This is a genomic window from Allobosea sp. P4_E12, from assembly GCF_056401655.1.
In genome coordinates this window covers 43252-61234 of record NZ_JBFUIY010000031.1, presented here as the reverse complement: position 1 = coordinate 61234, position 17983 = coordinate 43252, and the positions used below count along the sequence as shown (strand labels likewise).

At 64.8% G+C, this 17983-nt stretch carries 15 protein-coding genes; 6 read left to right on the top strand and 9 right to left on the bottom strand.

What is annotated here, in order from left to right; translation table 11 throughout:
- Positions 1 to 114: 114 nt before the first annotated feature.
- The 4 genes from AC1DW9_RS28630 to AC1DW9_RS28615 form a co-directional block, all read right to left on the bottom strand.
- The gene (locus AC1DW9_RS28630; RefSeq protein ID WP_441508077.1) at positions 115 to 1668 is read right to left on the bottom strand and encodes an ABC transporter substrate-binding protein; all 1554 of its coding nucleotides are present in this window, start codon (positions 1666 to 1668) and stop codon (positions 115 to 117) included.
- 120 nt (positions 1669 to 1788) lie between these two features.
- Positions 1789 to 2502, bottom strand: coding sequence for an SDR family NAD(P)-dependent oxidoreductase (locus tag AC1DW9_RS28625; protein WP_441508078.1), 714 nt, complete (start codon positions 2500 to 2502; stop codon positions 1789 to 1791).
- 12 nt (positions 2503 to 2514) lie between these two features.
- Positions 2515 to 3672 carry an NAD(P)/FAD-dependent oxidoreductase gene (locus tag AC1DW9_RS28620; protein ID WP_441508079.1) on the bottom strand — a complete coding sequence of 386 codons (1158 nt, stop codon included), beginning with the start codon at positions 3670 to 3672 and terminating at the stop codon, positions 2515 to 2517.
- Positions 3673 to 3686: 14 nt separating this feature from the next.
- The gene (locus tag AC1DW9_RS28615) at positions 3687 to 4115 is read right to left on the bottom strand and encodes a RidA family protein (protein ID WP_476776773.1); all 429 of its coding nucleotides are present in this window, start codon (positions 4113 to 4115) and stop codon (positions 3687 to 3689) included.
- 402 nt (positions 4116 to 4517) lie between these two features.
- On the opposite strand from AC1DW9_RS28615, the gene AC1DW9_RS28610 reads away from it, so the two are divergent.
- On the top strand, positions 4518 to 6044 hold the full coding sequence (locus tag AC1DW9_RS28610; protein ID WP_441508081.1) for an ABC transporter substrate-binding protein: 1527 nt from the start codon (positions 4518 to 4520) through the stop codon (positions 6042 to 6044).
- A gap of 144 nt (positions 6045 to 6188) precedes the next feature.
- Here AC1DW9_RS28610 and AC1DW9_RS28605 read toward each other — a convergent pair whose 3' ends face one another.
- Both AC1DW9_RS28605 and AC1DW9_RS28600 read right to left on the bottom strand, forming a co-directional pair.
- Complete coding sequence (locus AC1DW9_RS28605) at positions 6189 to 7514, bottom strand: NAD(P)/FAD-dependent oxidoreductase (protein WP_441508107.1); 1326 nt, start codon at positions 7512 to 7514, stop codon at positions 6189 to 6191.
- A 67-nt stretch (positions 7515 to 7581) separates the two neighbouring features.
- A complete protein-coding gene (locus AC1DW9_RS28600; RefSeq protein ID WP_441508082.1) occupies positions 7582 to 8328 on the bottom strand; it encodes a GntR family transcriptional regulator in 747 nt (248 codons plus the stop codon).
- A 211-nt stretch (positions 8329 to 8539) separates the two neighbouring features.
- On the opposite strand from AC1DW9_RS28600, the gene AC1DW9_RS28595 reads away from it, so the two are divergent.
- The 5 genes from AC1DW9_RS28595 to scpB all read left to right on the top strand — a co-directional run bounded on the left by AC1DW9_RS28595 (position 8540) and on the right by scpB (position 14873).
- Positions 8540 to 9553: an SIS domain-containing protein gene (locus tag AC1DW9_RS28595; RefSeq protein WP_441508083.1), complete on the top strand. Its 1014-nt coding sequence runs from the start codon at positions 8540 to 8542 to the stop codon at positions 9551 to 9553.
- A gap of 34 nt (positions 9554 to 9587) precedes the next feature.
- Entirely contained in the window at positions 9588 to 10427 is an 840-nt protein-coding gene (locus tag AC1DW9_RS28590) for a PfkB family carbohydrate kinase (RefSeq protein ID WP_441508084.1), read from the top strand.
- 18 nt (positions 10428 to 10445) lie between these two features.
- Positions 10446 to 12497 carry a hydantoinase/oxoprolinase family protein gene (locus tag AC1DW9_RS28585; protein WP_441508085.1) on the top strand — a complete coding sequence of 684 codons (2052 nt, stop codon included), beginning with the start codon at positions 10446 to 10448 and terminating at the stop codon, positions 12495 to 12497.
- Positions 12497 to 14110 (top strand): hydantoinase B/oxoprolinase family protein, encoded by a 1614-nt coding sequence (locus tag AC1DW9_RS28580; protein WP_441508086.1) that lies wholly within the window; start codon positions 12497 to 12499, stop codon positions 14108 to 14110. The genes AC1DW9_RS28585 and AC1DW9_RS28580 overlap by 1 nt, the downstream gene beginning before the upstream one ends.
- Positions 14111 to 14333: 223 nt before the next feature.
- On the top strand, positions 14334 to 14873 hold the full coding sequence (gene scpB / locus AC1DW9_RS28575) for an SMC-Scp complex subunit ScpB (RefSeq protein ID WP_441508108.1): 540 nt from the start codon (positions 14334 to 14336) through the stop codon (positions 14871 to 14873).
- A 178-nt stretch (positions 14874 to 15051) separates the two neighbouring features.
- On the opposite strand, the gene AC1DW9_RS28570 is transcribed toward scpB, so the two are convergent.
- The 3 genes from AC1DW9_RS28570 to AC1DW9_RS28560 form a co-directional block, all read right to left on the bottom strand.
- Positions 15052 to 15498, bottom strand: coding sequence for an RES family NAD+ phosphorylase (locus AC1DW9_RS28570; protein WP_441508087.1), 447 nt, complete (start codon positions 15496 to 15498; stop codon positions 15052 to 15054).
- Between the two features lies 1 nt (position 15499).
- Positions 15500 to 15928 (bottom strand): type II RES/Xre toxin-antitoxin system antitoxin, encoded by a 429-nt coding sequence (gene parS, locus AC1DW9_RS28565; RefSeq protein ID WP_441480474.1) that lies wholly within the window; start codon positions 15926 to 15928, stop codon positions 15500 to 15502.
- 639 nt (positions 15929 to 16567) lie between these two features.
- Positions 16568 to 17950, bottom strand: coding sequence for an aminotransferase (locus AC1DW9_RS28560; protein ID WP_476855246.1), 1383 nt, complete (start codon positions 17948 to 17950; stop codon positions 16568 to 16570).
- Positions 17951 to 17983 lie beyond the last annotated feature (33 nt).

The window sequence follows — 17983 nt, the reverse complement described above, 5'->3', positions numbered from 1 at the left end:
GAGGCTGGATTGCCTCGCGCAGAACCACATTCGTCATCCCGGCCGAAGCCCCTGGGTCCAGCGCCGAGTGCGAAGCACTCGGTGACGGTGACCCCTTGCCCCGGACCGGGACGCTCACTTGGTGAAACGCGTGGTTTCCAGGACCGGCGGGCCGAGATTGAGCGAGGCCTTGAGCTCATAGCCAAGATCGAGGCTGTCCTTGTAGGCCCAGAGCTGCATCATCTCGTTGACCGGCACCGCGCAAACCTCCGCGATGATCTTCTCCTGCGCCGTCTTCCAGAGCGCCAGCTGCTTGGTCTTGTCCGTCTCGGAGCGGGCCTGGTCGATCTCCGCATCTGCCACCTTGCAATGCGAGAAATTCGTCACGGCCGTCGGCGTCTTCACGATCGCGCGCGAGTGGAAGAACTGGGAGAGATAGACGTCTGCAACCGGGAAGCGCGCGGCCTGGAAATGCACGACCTGCGACAAGTCCTGGCGGATCTGCTGGTGGAAGGTCGCATGCTCGACCGGCTGGATCTCGAGGGTGATGCCCGCTCGCTTCAGCAGCGCCTGCACAGCCTCGGTGAAGCTCAGCATCGAGGGCAGCGTGGTATTGATCGCCTTGATCGTCACGCCGTTGGGGAACCCGGCCTCGGCCAGCAGGGCCTTCGACTTTGCGAGATCGAAGGGCAGCAGCGGAGCCTTCTCATCTGTACCGAGATAGCCGGACGGCACCACCGAGACGCTCGGCCGCGAAATGTTCTTGCCGCGGAACTGCCAGATCGCGTTGCGGTCGATGGCATGCGCGATCGCCTGCCGGACCTTGAGATTGTCGAGCGGCGGCTGGCTGGTGTTGAGGTGCAGCACCGACATCTCGGCCGGACCCATTGCCACGACCTTGACGCCAGGCAAGGCGTTCATGCGATCGACCCAGGCCTGCTCCTGCCGGCCGAGCATCATGTCGAGTTCGCCGGCTTGAAAGGCAAGATCGCGCGAGGAATCGGAGGGGATGAAACGGTAGAGGATCTCGGTCAGCTTCGGCTTGCCGCGGAAATAGTTCGGGTTGGCAACAAGCTTGGCGTATTGCTGCGGCACATATTCGGAGAACATGAACGGCCCGGTGCCGACCGGTTTCTTGGCGAAGCCGTCCTTGCCCAGCTCCTCGGCCGCCTTCTTACAGATCATGTTGCCGCCATGGTAGTTCATGACGATGCCGAGCAGGCTCGGGATCGCCTGCTTCAGCGTGATCTTCACCGTGTATTTGTCGGGGGCTTCGACCTTGTCGACAGCGCCGTAATCCGACGAAAAGGCCGAGCTTTCCTTGGTCGCGGCGCGGTTCAGCGAATAGACCGCATCCTCCGAAGTGAATTCGCCATAACCATGGTGGCACTGCACCCCCTGGCGCAGCTTGAAGGTCCATTCCTTGCCGTCGGCCGAGGCGGTCCAGCTCTCCGCCAGATCGGGCTCCATGAATTCGGGCGAGAGCTCGCCCGGCTTGATGCGGACCAGGCCGTTGAACATCCATTGCAGCATCGCCTTGCCGGGCGTGCCGGAGTTCAGATGCGGGTCGAGCACGCCCGCGTCGGCGCTTTGCATGCCGACGGTCAGGACCGTCTTCTGGGCCAGCGCCGGACTTGCCATCAGCGCGCTCGCCAGCATGGCTGCGAGAATTGAACCGGTTCGTTTCATTGCTGTTCCCCTGCTTTTCTTGGATGTCGAAGATCCCGGCTTTCTCGCCGGTGATACCGAGGCAGGGCGGCGATCTCGTGGGATCCTGGGCCCGTCCTGTCCCTGTCTTGGAACCTGCGCCTAGAGCGTATCCTCCAGCCTGCAATTGACCAGCAACTCCGCAATGGCGGCATTGTTGGGCAGCGCGATCACGGTGGCAATCAATCGTGCCAGATCGTCGGGCTGCGTCATCGCGCCGGGCGCAAGCGCGGTGCTTGCCGCGGTCATGTCGGTCCGCACAAAGGAGGGGCAAAGCGCGGTCGCGCGAACGCCCTTGTCCCAGGCGATGCGTCGCGCTGCATGGTTCAGCGCGATCATCGCATGCTTGGTCATGTTGTAGGCGATGTGGTCGTTCCGCACCCGCTTGCCCGACATCGAAGAGACATTGACGATGCGTCCCGCACCGCTCGCCTCCAGATGCGACAAGGCGCAATGGATCAGGTTGAGCGGCCCTTTGCAGTTCACCGCCCAGATCGCGTCGAGCTCCGCTTCATCCGGCATGCGCAGCGTCATTGCGCTATGCATCCCGGCGTTGTTGACGAGCCCGTCGATCCGCCCGAAGCGGGCGGCGGCGGCATCGACCCAGGCGCGCTGGCTGGCCCAGTCGCGCGCATCGTAGCGGGCGATGTGGATGCGGGCGGCATCCCAGCCGGCACTCATCGCCTTGAGTGAGGTGAGATCGCGCCCGCCCAGGCTCAGGCTGTAGCCTTCCATATGGAGCAGCTCGGCGATGGCACGGCCGATCCCGCGATTGGCGCCGGAAATCAGAATCACGCGTCCATCGGGGGCAAGCATGTCGGGCGTCCTCTAGCCGTGCAGGGTCAGTTCAGCATCGCGTCTTGCGACGCCGGCAAAGCGATCCAGCCTGAACGGCGCAAGTTCGAAGCGCGGCTGCCGCGACAGGGCGAGATCGGCCAGGATCTCGCCAGTGACCGGGCCGATGCCGAACCCATGCCCGGAAAAGCCGGCGGCAATGATCAGTCCCTGGATGCCGGTATGGGCGTCGATTGCCGGCAGCGCATCGGGCGTCAGGTCGATCAGCCCGCCCCAGAGCCGCGCGATCCCGGCATTGGCCAGCGCCGGCAGCACCTGCGTCACCCGCGCGATCAGCGTCGCGATATCGCAGGCGCGCGGCGCGAGGGCATCCGCCGTCCAGGAGCGAGGCTCATGCGGCCAGTCGCCGATACCGGTGGTGACGCGCAAACGCCCGTCGACTTCCTGCCGGCCGGCGGCATCGGCGTTCGCGACACCGAAAACCTGCTCGAACAGGGGCGGCAGAGGCACGCTCTGCATCACGCAAACGAGCTTCACCATCAGCGGCAATGCAAGTCCGAGCTGCTGAAGCAATTCAGGCGCGTGGATGCCGCTCGCGATGACGACGCGATCCGCCAAAACCAGCTCACCGCTCATCGTCTCGATGCCGGTGACCCTGGAGCCGGAGCGTGTCACTGCGCGGACCGTCACATCCTCGCGGATGGTAGCGCCGTGACGGGACGCCGCTGCCGCAAAGGCACGGACAGTGGGAACCGGATCGGCATGGCCGTCGCCAGGGCAGAAGGAGGCCGCGAGGATCGACGGGCCGATTGCCGGCGCGACCGTACGGATCGCCGCGTTGTCGGGCAGATAGTCGATCTCGAGACCGAGGCGCCGCTGCTGCACCACCAGTTCGCGGATGGTTTCGACTTCAGCCTCGGTCCGGGCAAGGCGCAGATTGCCGCGACGGCGATAACCCGTCGCTGCATCAAGTTCCGTGTCGAGCCCGCCCCAGCGTTCAACGGCGGCCCTGGCGAGCGGAAGTTCGGCCGGATCGCGCCCGGATTGCCGGACGCCGCCGAGGGTCCAGCCCGAGGCCATCGACGCCAGGTGGCGTGCTTCGAAGAGCGTCACGGAATGGCCGGCACGGGCGATCTCGTAAGAGGCCGCGACGCCGCTGATCCCGCCTCCGACGATAACGACATCCGGCATGGCAGCGCCTCGGCTCAGGAGAGGTCGACGCTGATCCGCTTTTCGGCTTCGCCGGGGTTGCGGCGCTTATAGGCGGTGATCTCGAACTCGACCTTCAGTTCGGGCTGGCCGAGCGGCGTACAGGTCGTGGTGTTGGCCGGATCGATCCCCCTGAACTTGCGGCCGACCACGTCGTTGACCTGCTCCATGTCGGCTATATCAGGCACGAACACCTTGATCGCGACCACGTCCTTCAGCGAGGCGTCGACCGCCGCTAGCGCACCCTCGATATTGCTGAAGGCCTGCTCAGCCTGGCCGCGGGCATCGCTTGCGATGGCGCGGGTCTTGTAATTCCGCCCCGCCGTATTGGAGACGAAAATCAAGTCGCCGGCGACCACCACCCGCGAATAGCTGTTCAGCTCCTCGTATTTGCTCCCGGATTTGACTTTGATGATCTCACTCACGGGGCTTCTCCCTTAAGGCGCAGCTCGGTCAATCGCCTCGCCGGCTCAAGGCAGGCAAGATTGGTATATACCATCGAAGCGATATGAGGCTGTCAAGGGCGTCGCGAGAGGCGGAACGTGTGGTGCGACGCGAGCGCAGGGCCCTTGCGCTCGGCCGGCCACGCCCCGTCCTCGTCGAGGTGAGTGGAGCACTAATCTTGCCCCAGTCCGTTGATTGCCGAAGCAATCTTTTCGCCGAGCGGTTTTTGGTGAGCAACACCATCGCCGGGCCTCCATCCATCGGCGTAGCACCACAGAAAACAGGCTGGAGACGATGCGCCAACCGTGAGCCAAATGATGAATTGACAGATTGGTATACACCAATCCATGCTGCCTCGAAGGCCGATGATAAGGGGATCTCCGATGACGATGATTTCGCGCCGTGCCCTTCTTGCCGCTGGAGCGAGCCTGCCGCTGCTCAAAGGCTCCGCCTTCGCGCAAGCATCACCAAAGAAGATCCTGCGCTTCGGGCTGTCGAGCTTTCCGCCGAGCCTGCAGCCCTGGGTCCACACCGGCACCGCCGCGCTGACGGTCAAGCTGCTGATCTTCCGAGGCCTCACTGGCTTTGACGAAAGGGGCGAGGTTCGACCCGAACTGGCGGAATCCTGGACGCAGGACGGCGAGACCGGATGGGTCTTCAAGCTCAGGCAGGCGAGCTTTCACAACGGCAAGCCGGTCACGGCCGACGATGTGAAATGGACGCTCGAACAGATTGCCCTGCCGAATTCGACAGCATTCCTGAAATCCGAGTTCGGCGGCATCGAGAAGATCGAGACGCCCGATCCACGCACCGTCCGCATCGTGATGAAGCAGCCGACGGTGACCCTGCCGATCTGGCTCGCCAGCCCCCATGCCCCGATCATCGCCAAGGACTCGATCGAGGGTCGCGGGCTTGGGATCGGGGCCGGCCCTTTCATGATCAAGGATCAGGAACGGGGTGTCTCGATCGAGGTCGCGGCCTTCGACAAATACTACAAGCCCGGCTTGCCTAAGCTCGCGGGCATCAAGCTGACTGCCTATGCCGACGAGAATCTCCGGGTGGCGGGGCTGCAGGCCGGCGATATCGACCTGATCGAATATGTGCCCTGGCAACATATGGCTGCGATCGAGAAGGATCCGCGCCTCAAGCTCGACGCCGCCAATGGCCCCTTCATGGGCCTGAATTTCAACGGCACGACCGGCCCCTTCAAGGATGCGCGGCTGCGTCAGGCCGTGGGTTTCGCGATCCGCCGTGAGGAGATCGTCCAGGCCGCCTTCTACGGGCGCGGCACACCCCTGCAAGGGATCCCGATTCCGGAGACGAGCCCTTACTATGATGCCGGCCGCGCGAAGTTCTGGAGCTATGATCCCGACCGGGCGAAGAAGCTGATGGCGGAAGCCGGCGTGCCGAAGGGCTTTTCCTGCACGCTGCTCTCGACGGCGCAATATGGCATGCACAAATCGACTGCCGAGGTGGTGCAGGCTCAGCTCGGCGAGATCGGCATCGATGTGAAGCTCAACCTGCCGGACTGGGCACAGCGTGTCGATCTCGGCGGCAAGGGGCGCTACGAATTCTGCGTCCAGGGTACGACCGCCGACAATAATGACCCCGACGGGCTCGCCCCGCTGCTCGACGGCGAATTGCCGGCCAATATCTCGCGCAGCTTCGGCCTGCCGACACCGGAGATTCACGCGCTCTTTGCCAAGGGCCGCGCCGAGTTCGATATCGCCAAGCGCAAAGCGATCTATGCCGAACTCGAAAGGCTTGCGCTGGAGCAGGCGCCGCTGGTCGGCCTGGCCTGGCGCTCGCAGGGCTATGGCATGGTCAAGGATGTCACCGGCTTCAAGGGCCTGCCCGGCGGCACGAACTTCTTCTCGGCCTATTCGATGGAAGAGACGGCACTGGGCTAAGGCATCGGCCCGAAAAATGGATTGCGATTTTTTGGAAAACCGGGGCAAATACAAAAGGTTACTGCAACGGCTGGGGGCCTCGGATTCCCCCAGCCGGGTTCTGTCAGTCCGGGCATAGGGCCGGATTGACGCCTGACGATGGGTTCACGCCACGCGCGTCGTGCGCTCCAGTCGGGCGAAACGCTCGAGCCGGAAGGGTTTGGTGTCGATCATCGGCGTCGCCCCCCTGATGAGGTCGGCGACGAGCCGCCCCGCACCGGGGCCGATGCCGAAACCATGGCCGGAGAAGCCGCTGGCGATGAAGAAGCCGGGCAGGCGCGGCACTTCGCCGATCACCGGGACGGCATCGGGCGTCGCATCGATGAAGCCGCCCCATGCCTGCGCGACCTTCATTCCCCCAAAGGCCGGAAACGCCTTGATCAGGTTGGCTTTCGCCTCGTCCAGGATCGCCGTCGAGGGGGGCGGATCAAGCACGCGCATGCGCTCGAAAGGCGTCACTTCGTCGAGCCCCCAGCGTCGCGGCGTCCGCGCTTCGTCCAGGAAGCGCCGGCTCAGGCGCAATCGAAGTTCCTGCCGCTGCTTCACCAGCGAGGGCAGGAAATCGGCAAAAAGGCGGAAGGAGTCCGGCACGATCTCGGCTGTGCTGGCGCCACGATGGGCGACGGTGTAGCCGCCGTCCTGGCGCTTGCGGAAGGCGAAATCCGAGGCGCCGACGGCATAGGGCGGAGGACCGTCCAGCGGTTGGGTGCGCAGCACCGAACCGAGCACCTTGAGCTGCGGAAAATCGATACCGAGATTGCCGAGGAAGAGCCGCGACCACGCGCCGCCGGCCAGCACGACCTGTGAGCAGGCGATCGTGCCGCGCTCCGTCACCACAGCACTGACCCGGCCGGCCTTGGTCTCGATGCCGCGCACCGCACACCGTGTCAGGACGGTGCCACCACGCCGGCGCAGCGCACGCGCCATGGCAGGCACAGCTTTCTGCGGCTCGGCCCGCGCATCGCTCGGCGTGAACAGGGCACCGGTAAAGGCGCGCTTGCAGCCGGGCAGAACGCTCTCGATCTCGCGCGAACTGAGGAGCCGGGAGTCAAGCTGATATTGCCTGGCATGGTCGAGCCAGGCCTCATGCTGGGCGAGTGCAGCGGGCGTATCGGCGACATAGGCGATGCCTGAGCGGGTGAAGCCGGTATCGCCGCCGACGAGCTTGTCCATCTCCGACCAGAGCCGCATGCTTTCCAGCCCGAGCGGGATCTCGCCGGGGTCGCGGCCCATGATCCGGACCCAGCCCCAATTTCGGCCGGACTGCTCATGGCCGACCTCGCCCTTTTCGCAGACCGTGACGGAAATCCCGTCCCTGGCCAGGAAGAGCGCGGTCATGATCCCGATAATGCCGCCACCAATCATGACGACATCGCTGCTCGCCGGGAGAGCCGCGTCCGGGTCGACGGTTTCGATGGTGATGCCCATCAGGCCTGCTCCGCGCTCGAAGAGGACAGACCGGCCTCCGGCCGGGGACGGGAGGCGGGCAGCGGCATGGTCAGTCCTGTGAGGCGGGCGTTGAGCTGCGGAAGACGACGTGATGCGGATGGTTGACCGATTTCATGTATTCGATCGGCTTGCCTTCACCGTCGCGGGCGATCAGCCGCAACACGAGCGTGGGCGAGCCGGGTTTGAGCTGCAGAAGCCGGGCTTCGAGATCGGTTGCAATGCCAACGCCGATCTCGCGGTCGCGGGCGCTGGCCTTGACGCCATAGCGCTCTCGCAGCAGCTCATAGAGCGATTGCCCACCAATGAGGTCTTCCGCGAGCAGCCCGGCGAAGCGCGAGGCCGGCAGATGGCTGGTCTCGATGCAGAAGGGCTCATCATTCACGCTGCGCAGCCGGCGGAACATGATCAGCTCGGCGCCGACCGGGATGTCGAGCCGACGCGCGATGCTCTCGGTTGCCTTCTCCTCACCGAAATGCAGCAGCTTGCTACCCGGGTTGCCGCCAGCGTTCCGGATGATCCGGGTGATGCCGAGCGTCGATTGCACCTCGATCGGGCGCGTCACCTGGACCAGGGGGACGCGCGTGCCGCTGGTGCCATTGCGCTCGAGCACATTACGGTCGACCAGCTTGTCGATCGCCTTGCGCACCGTCATCCGGTTGATGCCGAGCGTGTCGGCCAGCGCGCGCTCGGACGGCACCCGTTCACCGGGGCCGTAATCCGGCCCGCTGATGAGGTCGAGCAGGTAGTCCTGAACCTCGACATAGATCGGCTTGGCCCGTTTTACGGGTTCGCGCATGGCTGGTGTCTCTCGGGCCTCTCCCGTTCCCGCATATAGCGAGGATTGCGCCGGCTCCACATCCCCGGAGGCACTGAAATACGAGAATCCGTTGTCGGCGAAGGTGGCCATAAGTCAGTTGGACTATGCTTGACACGAATTGGTATAGGTGATTGGTGTATACCAGTTTCTTGAACCTCGCAATTCTCCGCTTACGGAATCGGTTCCTCCCATGTCCATCGCCTTTGACCGCACCCGCGTTCATGAGGGCTTCGCCCAGACCCGCGCCGCCGTGCCCGAGGCTTACGCGCTCGGGCGCCGCCTCGCCCCGCAGATCGACCGGATCTACCTTGTCGCCTGCGGTTCGGCGAACCGCGCCATGCTCGGCATCAAGTACTGGCTCGAGCACTATTCCCCTGGAATCGAGGTGCGACGCTACTTCCCGGCCGAGTTCATGGCGATCAATCCGCCGCGCCTCGACGAGCGCACGCTGGTTCTGCTCGCCTCCAAGTCCGGCACGACACCCGAGACCGTCGCGGCCGCGGCAACCCTGATGGGCAAGCCCTGCAAGGTCGTGGCCTTCAGCCAATATGCCGACAAGCCGCTCGCTGCCGCGGCCCCCGAGAGCTTCGTGGTGGGCGATACCAGCGAATCCTTCGCCGCCATGTTCATGCTGATGCAGGCGCTGATCGGCGGCATCATGAGCGCGAAGGAAGGTTGGCCGCTCGGCGACAAGCTCGTTGCCTCGCTGGACGCGCTCCCAGCCGCCATCTGCGATGCGGCTGAGCAGAACGAGGAGCGGGCCGCAGCCGATGCCCGTCTCTATGCCAAGGATCGCAACTTCTACCATGTCGCTTCGGGGCCGGGCTTCACCACGGCCTATGTCTTCGGCGTCTGCATCCTCATGGAGATGCTCTGGCTGCACAGCTATCCGATCGAGGCGGCGGAGTTCTTCCACGGCCCGTTCGAGATCATCGATCGCCAGACACCGCTGATCCTGATCAGCGGAGAGGACCCGAGCCGGCCACTGATGGAGCGTGTCACCAGCTTCTGCGACACCTATGCCGAACGCGTCATGAAATATGATTCCCGCGATTTCGCGATGGCGGGTGTCGCGCCGGAAATCCGCCCCATCGTCGCGCCCTATATCCTGCAGTCGGCGTTGAAGCGGATGGCGGCGCATCTCTCGGTGTTGCACAACCAGCCGCTCTCGACCCGGCGCTACATGTGGAAGGTCGCCTACTGATCAGGCGCATGGGAAATCGGCCAGGGACACGTCCATGACCTGCAGGCTGCTCGGACTCGGCGATAACACGGTCGACACCTATGTCGATCGCGCGCTGCAGTTTCCGGGTGGCAATGCTGTCAATGTCGCCGTGCTGGCGCACCGTCTCGGCGCCGAGACGGGTTACATGGGTTGCCTGGGCTCCGACGAAGCCGGGACACTGATCGTCAACGCCTTGCGCGAGGAGGGGGTCGACACGGGCCGCTGCCGGGTGCTCCCCGGCGACAATGCCCGGGCCTTCATTGGCCATAACGGCAATGACCGCCATTTCCTTCGCTCGCAACGCGGTGTCCGCGGAGAATGGGGCGGTTTCCTTTCCGAGGATCTCACCTATATCGCCGGCTTCGACCTGGTGCATTCGAGCATCTACAGCGAACTGGATGCCGATCTCGCGGCGCTGCGCCCCTCGATACGCCGTTTCTCCTATGATTTCTCCGAGCGCTGGACTGAGGCCAATCTGGCCGCCACGCTCCCCCATCTCGACATCGCCTTCCTCTCCTTCCCCTCAAGTTCCGACGCGGAATGCAGCGACCTCGCCCGTCGCTGCTTCGAGACCGGTCCGGGTCTCGTGGTGGTGACGCGCGGCGAGCGCGGCTCGCTCGCGCTGGCAGGTGGGGTATTCCATCGCCATGGGATCACCCCTGCCCAAATCGTCGATACGCTGGGTGCGGGAGATGGTTTCATCGCCGCATTCCTTCTGGCGGTGCTGGAGGGGAGAGAGGTTCCGGAAGCCCTGGCTGCGGGCGCGGCCCACGCGGCGGCGGTCTGCGCTTATCAGGGTGGTTTTGGCCATGGCACGCCATGGTCCGCGGCTGCGGAGATCGCAGCCTGTTGATGGAGAGGGTTTGAGCTCATGGCCTGGCGTATCGGGATCGACTCCGGCGGCACCTTCACCGATGTCTGCCTCTTCGATGATGCGAGTGGCCAGGTCGCCGTCTGGAAGGTTCCCTCGACCCCGGACGATCCCTCCCGCGCCATTGCACGCGGTACCCAGGAGGGGACGGAGCGCGTCGGCGCCAAACCCGGAGATGTTGCCTATTTCGGCCACGGCACGACGGTGGGCACCAACGCCCTGATCCAGCACCGCGGCGTCAGGACCGGGCTGATCACGACCGATGGCTTCCGCGATCTGATCGAGATCGGCCGGCAAAAGCGGCCGGATCTCTATGATCTTCAGGTCGACAAGGCGGCGCCGCTGGTCACCCGCGACCTGCGCTTCGGCGTCGCGGAACGGCTGCGCCATGACGGTTCCGTCGAGACGCCGCTCGACGAGGAGGGCGTGCGCCAGGCCGCGCGAGAGCTGAAAGCGGCCGGCGTCAAGGCCGTCGCCATTGGTTTCCTCTACGGGTTCGTCAGGCCCGAGCATGAGGAAACGGCAAGGCGCATCGTCACAGAGGAATTTCCGGAGGCCTTCATTTGCGCCTCGCATGAGGTCGCGCCCGAGTTCCGGGAGTATGAGCGCATCTCGACGGCGGTGGTGAACGCCTATCTCGGCCCCGTGATGCAGGGCTATATCCAACGGCTCGCCGAACGGCTCAAAGAACTCGGAGTCACCACCACACCGCATCTGACGCAGTCCAATGGCGGCGTCATTGGGTTCGACATGGCGGCACGCTTGCCGGTGCGGACCTTGCTTTCGGGCCCCTCGACCGGCGTGGTTGCTGCGCAGGCGATCGGCCGCATGACCGGCATCGAGAACCTGATCACCTTCGACATGGGCGGAACCTCCTCCGATGTCGCGCTGCTTCGTGGCGGCGAGGCCAAGCTCGCCAGCGAAGCCAATGTCCATGGCTACCCGATCAAGGCGCCCATGCTCGACATCCACACCGTCGGCGCCGGCGGCGGCTCGATTGCGGCGATCGACTCCGGCGGCCTGCTCAAGGTGGGCCCGCGCAGTGCCGGCGCCGACCCCGGGCCAGTCTGCTATGCCCGCGGCTCGACCGAACCGGCGGTCACCGACGCCAATGTCGTGCTCCAGACGCTGAACCCGACCCATCTGCTCGGTGGCCGCATGCCGATCGACCAGGCGCGCTCCAAACAGGCGATCGGCCGGCTTGCGGAACAACTCGGCCTCGACCTGATGGCGACGGCGCAGGGCATCATCTCGGTGGTGACCGCCAATATGGCCAAGGCGATCCGCGTCATCTCCGTGCAGCGTGGGCATGATCCGCGCGACTACGCGCTTGTCGCCTTCGGCGGCGCGGGGCCGCTCCATGCCGCGCGGCTGGCGCGCGAGCTGGAGATGAAGCGCATCGTCGTGCCGCGCAATCCCGGAATCGGCTGTGCACTCGGCCTGCTTCTGACCGACCTGCGCGCCAATTTCGCCACCACCCGGCTCGCGACGCTGGGGGATGGGCTCGTCCCCGACATGGCCGAGATTTTCGCAGGCCTTGAAGCCCAGGCCGAGCACTGGTTTGCCGAGGAGAATGTCACGCCTGCCGATCGCGAGCTGAAACGCACGGCCGATCTTCGCTATCACGGCCAGAACTACGAGCTCGCCATCGACGTCCCGGACGGGCCGATCACGCCTACAACCATCAGGGCTTTGGCGGACGGCTTTGCCGAGGCCCACAAGCGCCTTTACGGATTCGTGGCCGAAGGCGAACCGGTCCAGCTCGTGACCTACCGCGTCGAGGCCATCGGTTTCGTGCCCAAGGCCGAGTTCCGGCCCGAGCCCGACGCCGGCCCGGATGCTTCCGCGGCCATCATGGGGCGTCGGGAGGTCTGGTTTACGGAAACCGGAGGCTTCGTCGATTGTGCGCTCTACGACCGCGAAAAGCTCAAATCGGGTAATCTGATCGAGGGCCCGGCGATCATCGAGCAGATGGATGCGACCACGGTGCTGCTGCCCGGCATGACCGCCCGTGTCGAACCCTATCTCAACCTGATCCTGGAGACGCCGTGATGAACGCGCCTACACCCGTCACCGTTGATCCGATCACCGTAGAGGTCATTGGCAGCGCCTTCGCCTCCATCACCGAGGAAATGGGCGAGGCGCTGGTCAAGGCGAGCTACTCGACCAATATCAAGGAACGCCGCGACTGCTCGACTGCGCTCTTCGATATTGAAGGCAACACGCTGTGCCAGGCCGAGCATATCCCGATGCATCTCGGCTCCTTCATCGGCATCATCCCGCATATCCTGAAGCGCCATGCCGTCTCGGAGATGAAGCCGGGCGATGTCTTCATCGGCAACGACGCCTATGAGGGCGGGGGCACCCACCTTCCCGACATCGTGCTGGCCGAGCCGGTCTTCCACGACGGCAAGATGGTCGCCTGGGCCGTCAACACGGCGCATCATTCCGATTTCGCCGATCGCGGCCACGCCCATATCTATCAGGAAGGCCTGCGCATCCCGCCGATCCGCCTCTATGACGGCGGCACCCTGATGAAGGATGTGCAGGAGCTGATCCTGCTCAACTGCCAGGTTCCGCGCGAGCGACTCTCGGACTTGCGCGCCCAGATGGCTGCGAACCGCCTTGGCGTCGAGCGCGTCAGGGCGCTCTGCGACAAATATGGCCGCACCACCGTGCTCGCGGCCGGCAAGGCACTGCAGGACTATGCGGAGCGCAAGATGCGCGCCGGCATCGCCTCGATTCCAGATGGCGTCTATCGGTTCAGCGACCGCTTCGACAATCCCGAGCTCGATGACGAGATGGAATTCTCGGTCGCGATCACGGTCGCTGGCGAGGAGATGACGCTCGCCTTCGACAGCCCGCCACAGGCTCGCGCCGGTTTCAACATGGTCTATACCGCGCTGCTCTCGACCGTCTATTACGCCGTCAAGACAGTGGCCGACCCGACCATCCCGCCCAATGCCGGCCTCGCAAGACCACTCACCGTCGCAGCGAAGGAAGGCACGGTGCTGAACTGCCTGCATCCGGCGGCGGTGAACGGGCGCATCGCACCCTGCCAACGGGTCGTCGACCTGATCCATGGGGCGCTCGCCCAGGCGGTGCCCGATCGTGTCATCGCGGCCTGCTCCGGGGCCGTGGCATCGGCTACCTTCATGGGGGCGATGCCGGATAGCGGTGATCTCTGGGTTTATCTCGAGACGATCGGGGGCGGTTCCGGCGCACGCGCCGGCAAGGACGGTCTCGACGGCGTTCATGTCCACATGACCAATACCTCGAACCTGCCGGTCGAGGCGCTGGAGGTCGAGTACCCCCTGACGCTGCTGCGTTATGAACTGGTCGATGGCTCGGGCGGGCGCGGCCGCCAGCGCGGCGGCATGGGCCTTCGCCGCGTCTACCGGGCCGAGGCTCCCTGCCGGCTCAACGTGGATAATTCGCGCCTGAAGTCGCGGCCCTGGGGCATCGCCGGCGGCGAGCCAGGACAGGGCGGCTCCTTCTCCTTCAGCGACGGTGTCGTGCCTTTTACAAGGGGCGATGGTGCGCTCGAACCCGGACAGATCGTCGAGATCATCACGCCGGGTGCCGGCGGCTACGGTCCGCCGGCGGAGCGCGATCCGGAGGCGCAGGCGCGCGACCTTGCCGAAGGGCGCCTGGCGCAGCAGTAACGGGCGGAGATCTCCCGGAGCTGGTGCCCGTACCGCGCCGATTCCGCCCAAGGACGTTGCGCCAATGATGCGCGAGGCTCGTCCGCGGGCGAGCGGCCCGCGCTGCCCGCAAGAGCACGCCATAGCCTCGCCTCGCGCCGCCTGAACATGCGTTTGGTGAGATGATCAGTGGACCGCCCTAACGAGAGGTCGACGCCCACGGGCGCTCCGGTAATTGGCGCAGGTGGTCGGTCGCGACTGTGCGATCGATCTGATCATTGCCGACATCCGCGAGGAGCTGCGCGGCCGCCCCTATGACCTGGTCGCAGTCGCCGGGGGCTGGCAGCACCGGTCGCGCGGCGCTTTTGGGCCGGCGATCCGGGCGCTGTCCGGAGCGCCGCAACCAACCGCCGGCTTGTCGCCGACTGAGATGCTGTTTCCGTCCGGGATCGCTTATCTGCAGCCGATCACACGCAGCGAGCTCGGCAAAGTCTTTGGCAAGGAGATGAGCCGCGACGGCGTTGCGGCGCTAAAACGCGCCGGCGTGATTACGGCCGGACCGCGCAGGCCGGAGCCGGGGGCGGCCTATACCTATGTCACGACCGACAGATTCCTGTCGGTGTTCGGTCTCGCCAGCCTGCGCGACCTGCCGGATCTCGAAAAGCTCGAGGATGCCGGCCTGCTGACCAAGGACACGCTCCTGGCTGAGGAGTCCCGACGAGCGGCGCCGACGACGGGGAGGGCGACGCGGAACGTGACGGCGTCGCCAATGATCGGGGCGTGACGGGCGGAATTGAGCCAGCATGATGAGCCGAGCCAGCGAAGAGGCCTTTCATCGATGAGTTCAACCAGGCGCGCGGGGTCGGCCGATGAGTCTTTCAATGAGATGAAGAAGTGGATCGAGCAGCCCGTGCCTCAACCAGCCAGATGGGTGATCTGTCCCGCCGATCGGCAGGTTCTCCTCACGGAGGCATGTATGTGAGGGGGAGCCAGAGCCGCCTGTCGAAATCAAATGGTTTTGTGCTTTGGATGCTGATGCTCGCGGCTCCGGGGTGCGCCGGGTTGATCAGCAAGTTGAAGCTGTTTGGCACCACAAAGGATGGAACCTTAAGGATCGGGGTTTCCATTGTGGCGAGCCAGCGGTCACCGACAGTTGCCGGTGCTTCAATTGGGTCCAAAATCTCTTTGATTACAGCTGAGCCTGACTCGATTTCCATGAGGACGTAATCGTCTGGGATCAGGTCAGGCTCGAGGTCGAGATGTACTCTTACCTCAAGAATCGCGAGTGCCGGGTTTTCGGCCGTATACAGCAGGGGGCGTCCGGGAGTGTTCCACCGTCCGCCGTAGATCCGAGCCCCCTCGCCGTTCAAATCGGCGAACGGTAAACGGCAAACACGCCAGACTTTCATATCAGGCGGCGATGCCGTGGCCGATGCGGCCGAGCAGCGCCTCGACCTGGTCTGCTCCCTCCGACGTGTCGAGGAGGTCGATGGGTTTTTCGCCGCTGAGTGCGGTTGTTGGTCGGCGCAGCCACTTGGCTGCCTTCTGCTGAGATCCGAACGTTTCCTCAGCTTCGGCAAGGACGCGCGCAGCCCGGATCAGGCGGTCAGATTGTTCGGATGTCAGGGTGCCAATCTTGCGCCGGTGGCTGAGGGTTTTGCGAGGAATGACAACCAGGTCAATTTCGGCGAGGGACATGCGGCCGCTGCTGATGACGTACTCCACAGTCTGGACCGGGAAGCCTCGCCGAACTGCGCTAATGAGATCGCGGCTGCTATTGATGGGGGCGCCGATTAGGTCGCGCCCACCAACGACTTCGAGTGCGGTAACTGTGGTCATGGCCGATCTCCCTGGCGATATGCCTTAGATATAGGGGCATATCGCCATAGCTACAAGTGGCACGGTCGCCAAGCCGCCGGATCAGGGTCGCGCCCTCGGCGTTCTCGTCGATGCCCAGCATCGCCTTCCCCTCGCGGCCCGGTTCGGCTCGGGCGACCCAAGACGATGAGGCCACCCAGGCAGAGCACGGGCCCGGTACAAGCCAGCTTTCTCAGGAACGCGCCGCAGCCCGCGCGCCGTGGTCTCGCCCTCCCGATCCTCGGAGGTGCGGCGAAAATCCAGCTCCTGCGTGTCCGTCGCCAGTGCGTCGACAACCGGCTCGCGCCAGCAACATCCGTTCGCCACCTGTGGTCAGCTCCATGCATGTCACGCTGGAGATCCTGCGCGCAAGCGCGCTTCATGGCCGGGGAGGGGGCCGCCCGTTGATCCTCGAACGCCGGGAACAGGCGCTGATCGGTGACGGGCGGAGCGGACAAGGCACTGCTGACCAGCGCCAGCGGGTCAGCCCGTTTTGCACACAACCTTGGTCGCAACCGACCGCCGTTTCACGGGCAATCAATGTCCGCTCCCGGGCGAGGGCCCAACGTCCCTAACTGGCGCAACAGCGCCAACGCGACTAGGTTCATGGGATCATTGGCGCTAAAGCACTGCCGCCACGGCGCGCCGGGTCGCGTCGACGATCTGGTCGACCTCCTGCCTTGTGAGGCATAGCGGTGGTGCGAAGCCCAGGATATCGCCTTGCGGCATGGCGCGGGCGATGACGCCCTGTTCCAGCAGGGCGGCGGCAATGCGCGGGCCGACCTTTTCAGAGGTAGCGAAGAAGACGCGGTCATCCCTGTCGCGGACGAACTCGACCGCCGCCAGCAGGCCCTCGCCACGGACCTCGCCGACATGGCGATGGCCGCCAACGGCATCCTGCAGCGTCGCATTGAAATAGGCGCCGACTTCGCCGGCATTGCGCACGAGATCGAGTTCGTCGACCAGTTCGAGATTGGCGACGCCCGCAGCAGTGCAAAGCGGGTGCGAGGAATAGGTCCAGCCATGGCCGATCGGGCCGTATTCATCCGAGCCCTGCTCCAGCACCCGCCAAAGCTTCTCCGAGACGATGACGCCCGAGAGCGGCGCATAGGCCGAGGTCAGCCCTTTGGCGATGGTGATGAGGTCGGGCTCGATGCCGTAATGGTCCGAGCCGAACATGCTGCCCAGTCGCCCGAAGCCGGTGACGACCTCGTCCGCGATCAGCAGGACATCGTGCTTCTTCAGCACCGCCTGGATCTTCGCCCAGTAGCCGGCGGGCGGCGGCACGATGCCACCCGTGCCGAGCACCGGCTCGCCGATGAAGGCGGCGATCGTCTCCGGTCCCTCGGCCTGGATCAGCTCCTCGAGCTTGTCGGCGCAATGCTGCGAGAACTGCTCCTCGCTGAGGCTGCGGTCCTCGCGGTGGTAGTAATACGGCGCTTCGGTGTGGAGGATGGGGGCCCTGGGCAGGTCGAAGAGAGTGTGGAAGGCGGCAAGGCCGGTGAGGCTCCCGGTCATCACGCCCGAGCCGTGATAGCCGCGCCAGCGCGATATTATCTTCTTCTTCTCCGGCCGCTTCAGGACGTTGTTATAGTACCAGACCAGCTTGAGATTGGTCTCGTTGGCGTCCGAGCCAGACAGCCCGAAGAAAACGCGGCTCATGCCCTTGGGCGCGCGCTCGATCACCATCTTGGCGAGCTTGATCGAGGGCTCGGAGCCGTGGCCGACATACGCATGGTAATAGGGCAGCTTCGCCGCCTGCTCGGCGATCGCATCGGTGATCGACTTTCGGCCATAGCCGACATTGACGCAGTAGAGGCCGGCGAACGCGTCGAGGCTCGTTTTGCCCTCGCGGTCGACGATGTAGACGCCCTCGCCACCGGTAATGATGCGGTTCGGGGCCTCACCACGGGCATGCTGGCCCATATGGGTCGAGGGATGGAAGACGTGGTCGCGGTCCCAGGCGTCCAGTTCATTGCTGGTGCGGGCGTGATGGTCGAGCATCGCAGGAATCCTTCGTGGAAACGGCAAGCGGCG

What these genes read in the sequence shown, in the direction of transcription:
- AC1DW9_RS28630 (WP_441508077.1), bottom strand. Translation starts at nt 1,668, where the DNA reads ATGAAACGAACCGGTTCAATTCTCGCAGCCATGCTGGCGAGCGCGCTG.
- AC1DW9_RS28625 (WP_441508078.1), bottom strand. Translation starts at nt 2,502, where the DNA reads ATGCTTGCCCCCGATGGACGCGTGATTCTGATTTCCGGCGCCAATCGC.
- AC1DW9_RS28620 (WP_441508079.1), bottom strand. Translation starts at nt 3,672, where the DNA reads ATGCCGGATGTCGTTATCGTCGGAGGCGGGATCAGCGGCGTCGCGGCC.
- AC1DW9_RS28610 (WP_441508081.1), top strand. Translation starts at nt 4,518, where the DNA reads ATGACGATGATTTCGCGCCGTGCCCTTCTTGCCGCTGGAGCGAGCCTG.
- AC1DW9_RS28600 (WP_441508082.1), bottom strand. Translation starts at nt 8,328, where the DNA reads ATGCGCGAACCCGTAAAACGGGCCAAGCCGATCTATGTCGAGGTTCAG.
- AC1DW9_RS28595 (WP_441508083.1), top strand. Translation starts at nt 8,540, where the DNA reads ATGTCCATCGCCTTTGACCGCACCCGCGTTCATGAGGGCTTCGCCCAG.
- AC1DW9_RS28590 (WP_441508084.1), top strand. Translation starts at nt 9,588, where the DNA reads ATGACCTGCAGGCTGCTCGGACTCGGCGATAACACGGTCGACACCTAT.
- AC1DW9_RS28585 (WP_441508085.1), top strand. Translation starts at nt 10,446, where the DNA reads ATGGCCTGGCGTATCGGGATCGACTCCGGCGGCACCTTCACCGATGTC.
- AC1DW9_RS28580 (WP_441508086.1), top strand. Translation starts at nt 12,497, where the DNA reads ATGAACGCGCCTACACCCGTCACCGTTGATCCGATCACCGTAGAGGTC.
- AC1DW9_RS28570 (WP_441508087.1), bottom strand. Translation starts at nt 15,498, where the DNA reads ATGAAAGTCTGGCGTGTTTGCCGTTTACCGTTCGCCGATTTGAACGGC.
- parS (WP_441480474.1), bottom strand. Translation starts at nt 15,928, where the DNA reads ATGACCACAGTTACCGCACTCGAAGTCGTTGGTGGGCGCGACCTAATC.
- AC1DW9_RS28560 (WP_476855246.1), bottom strand. Translation starts at nt 17,950, where the DNA reads ATGCTCGACCATCACGCCCGCACCAGCAATGAACTGGACGCCTGGGAC.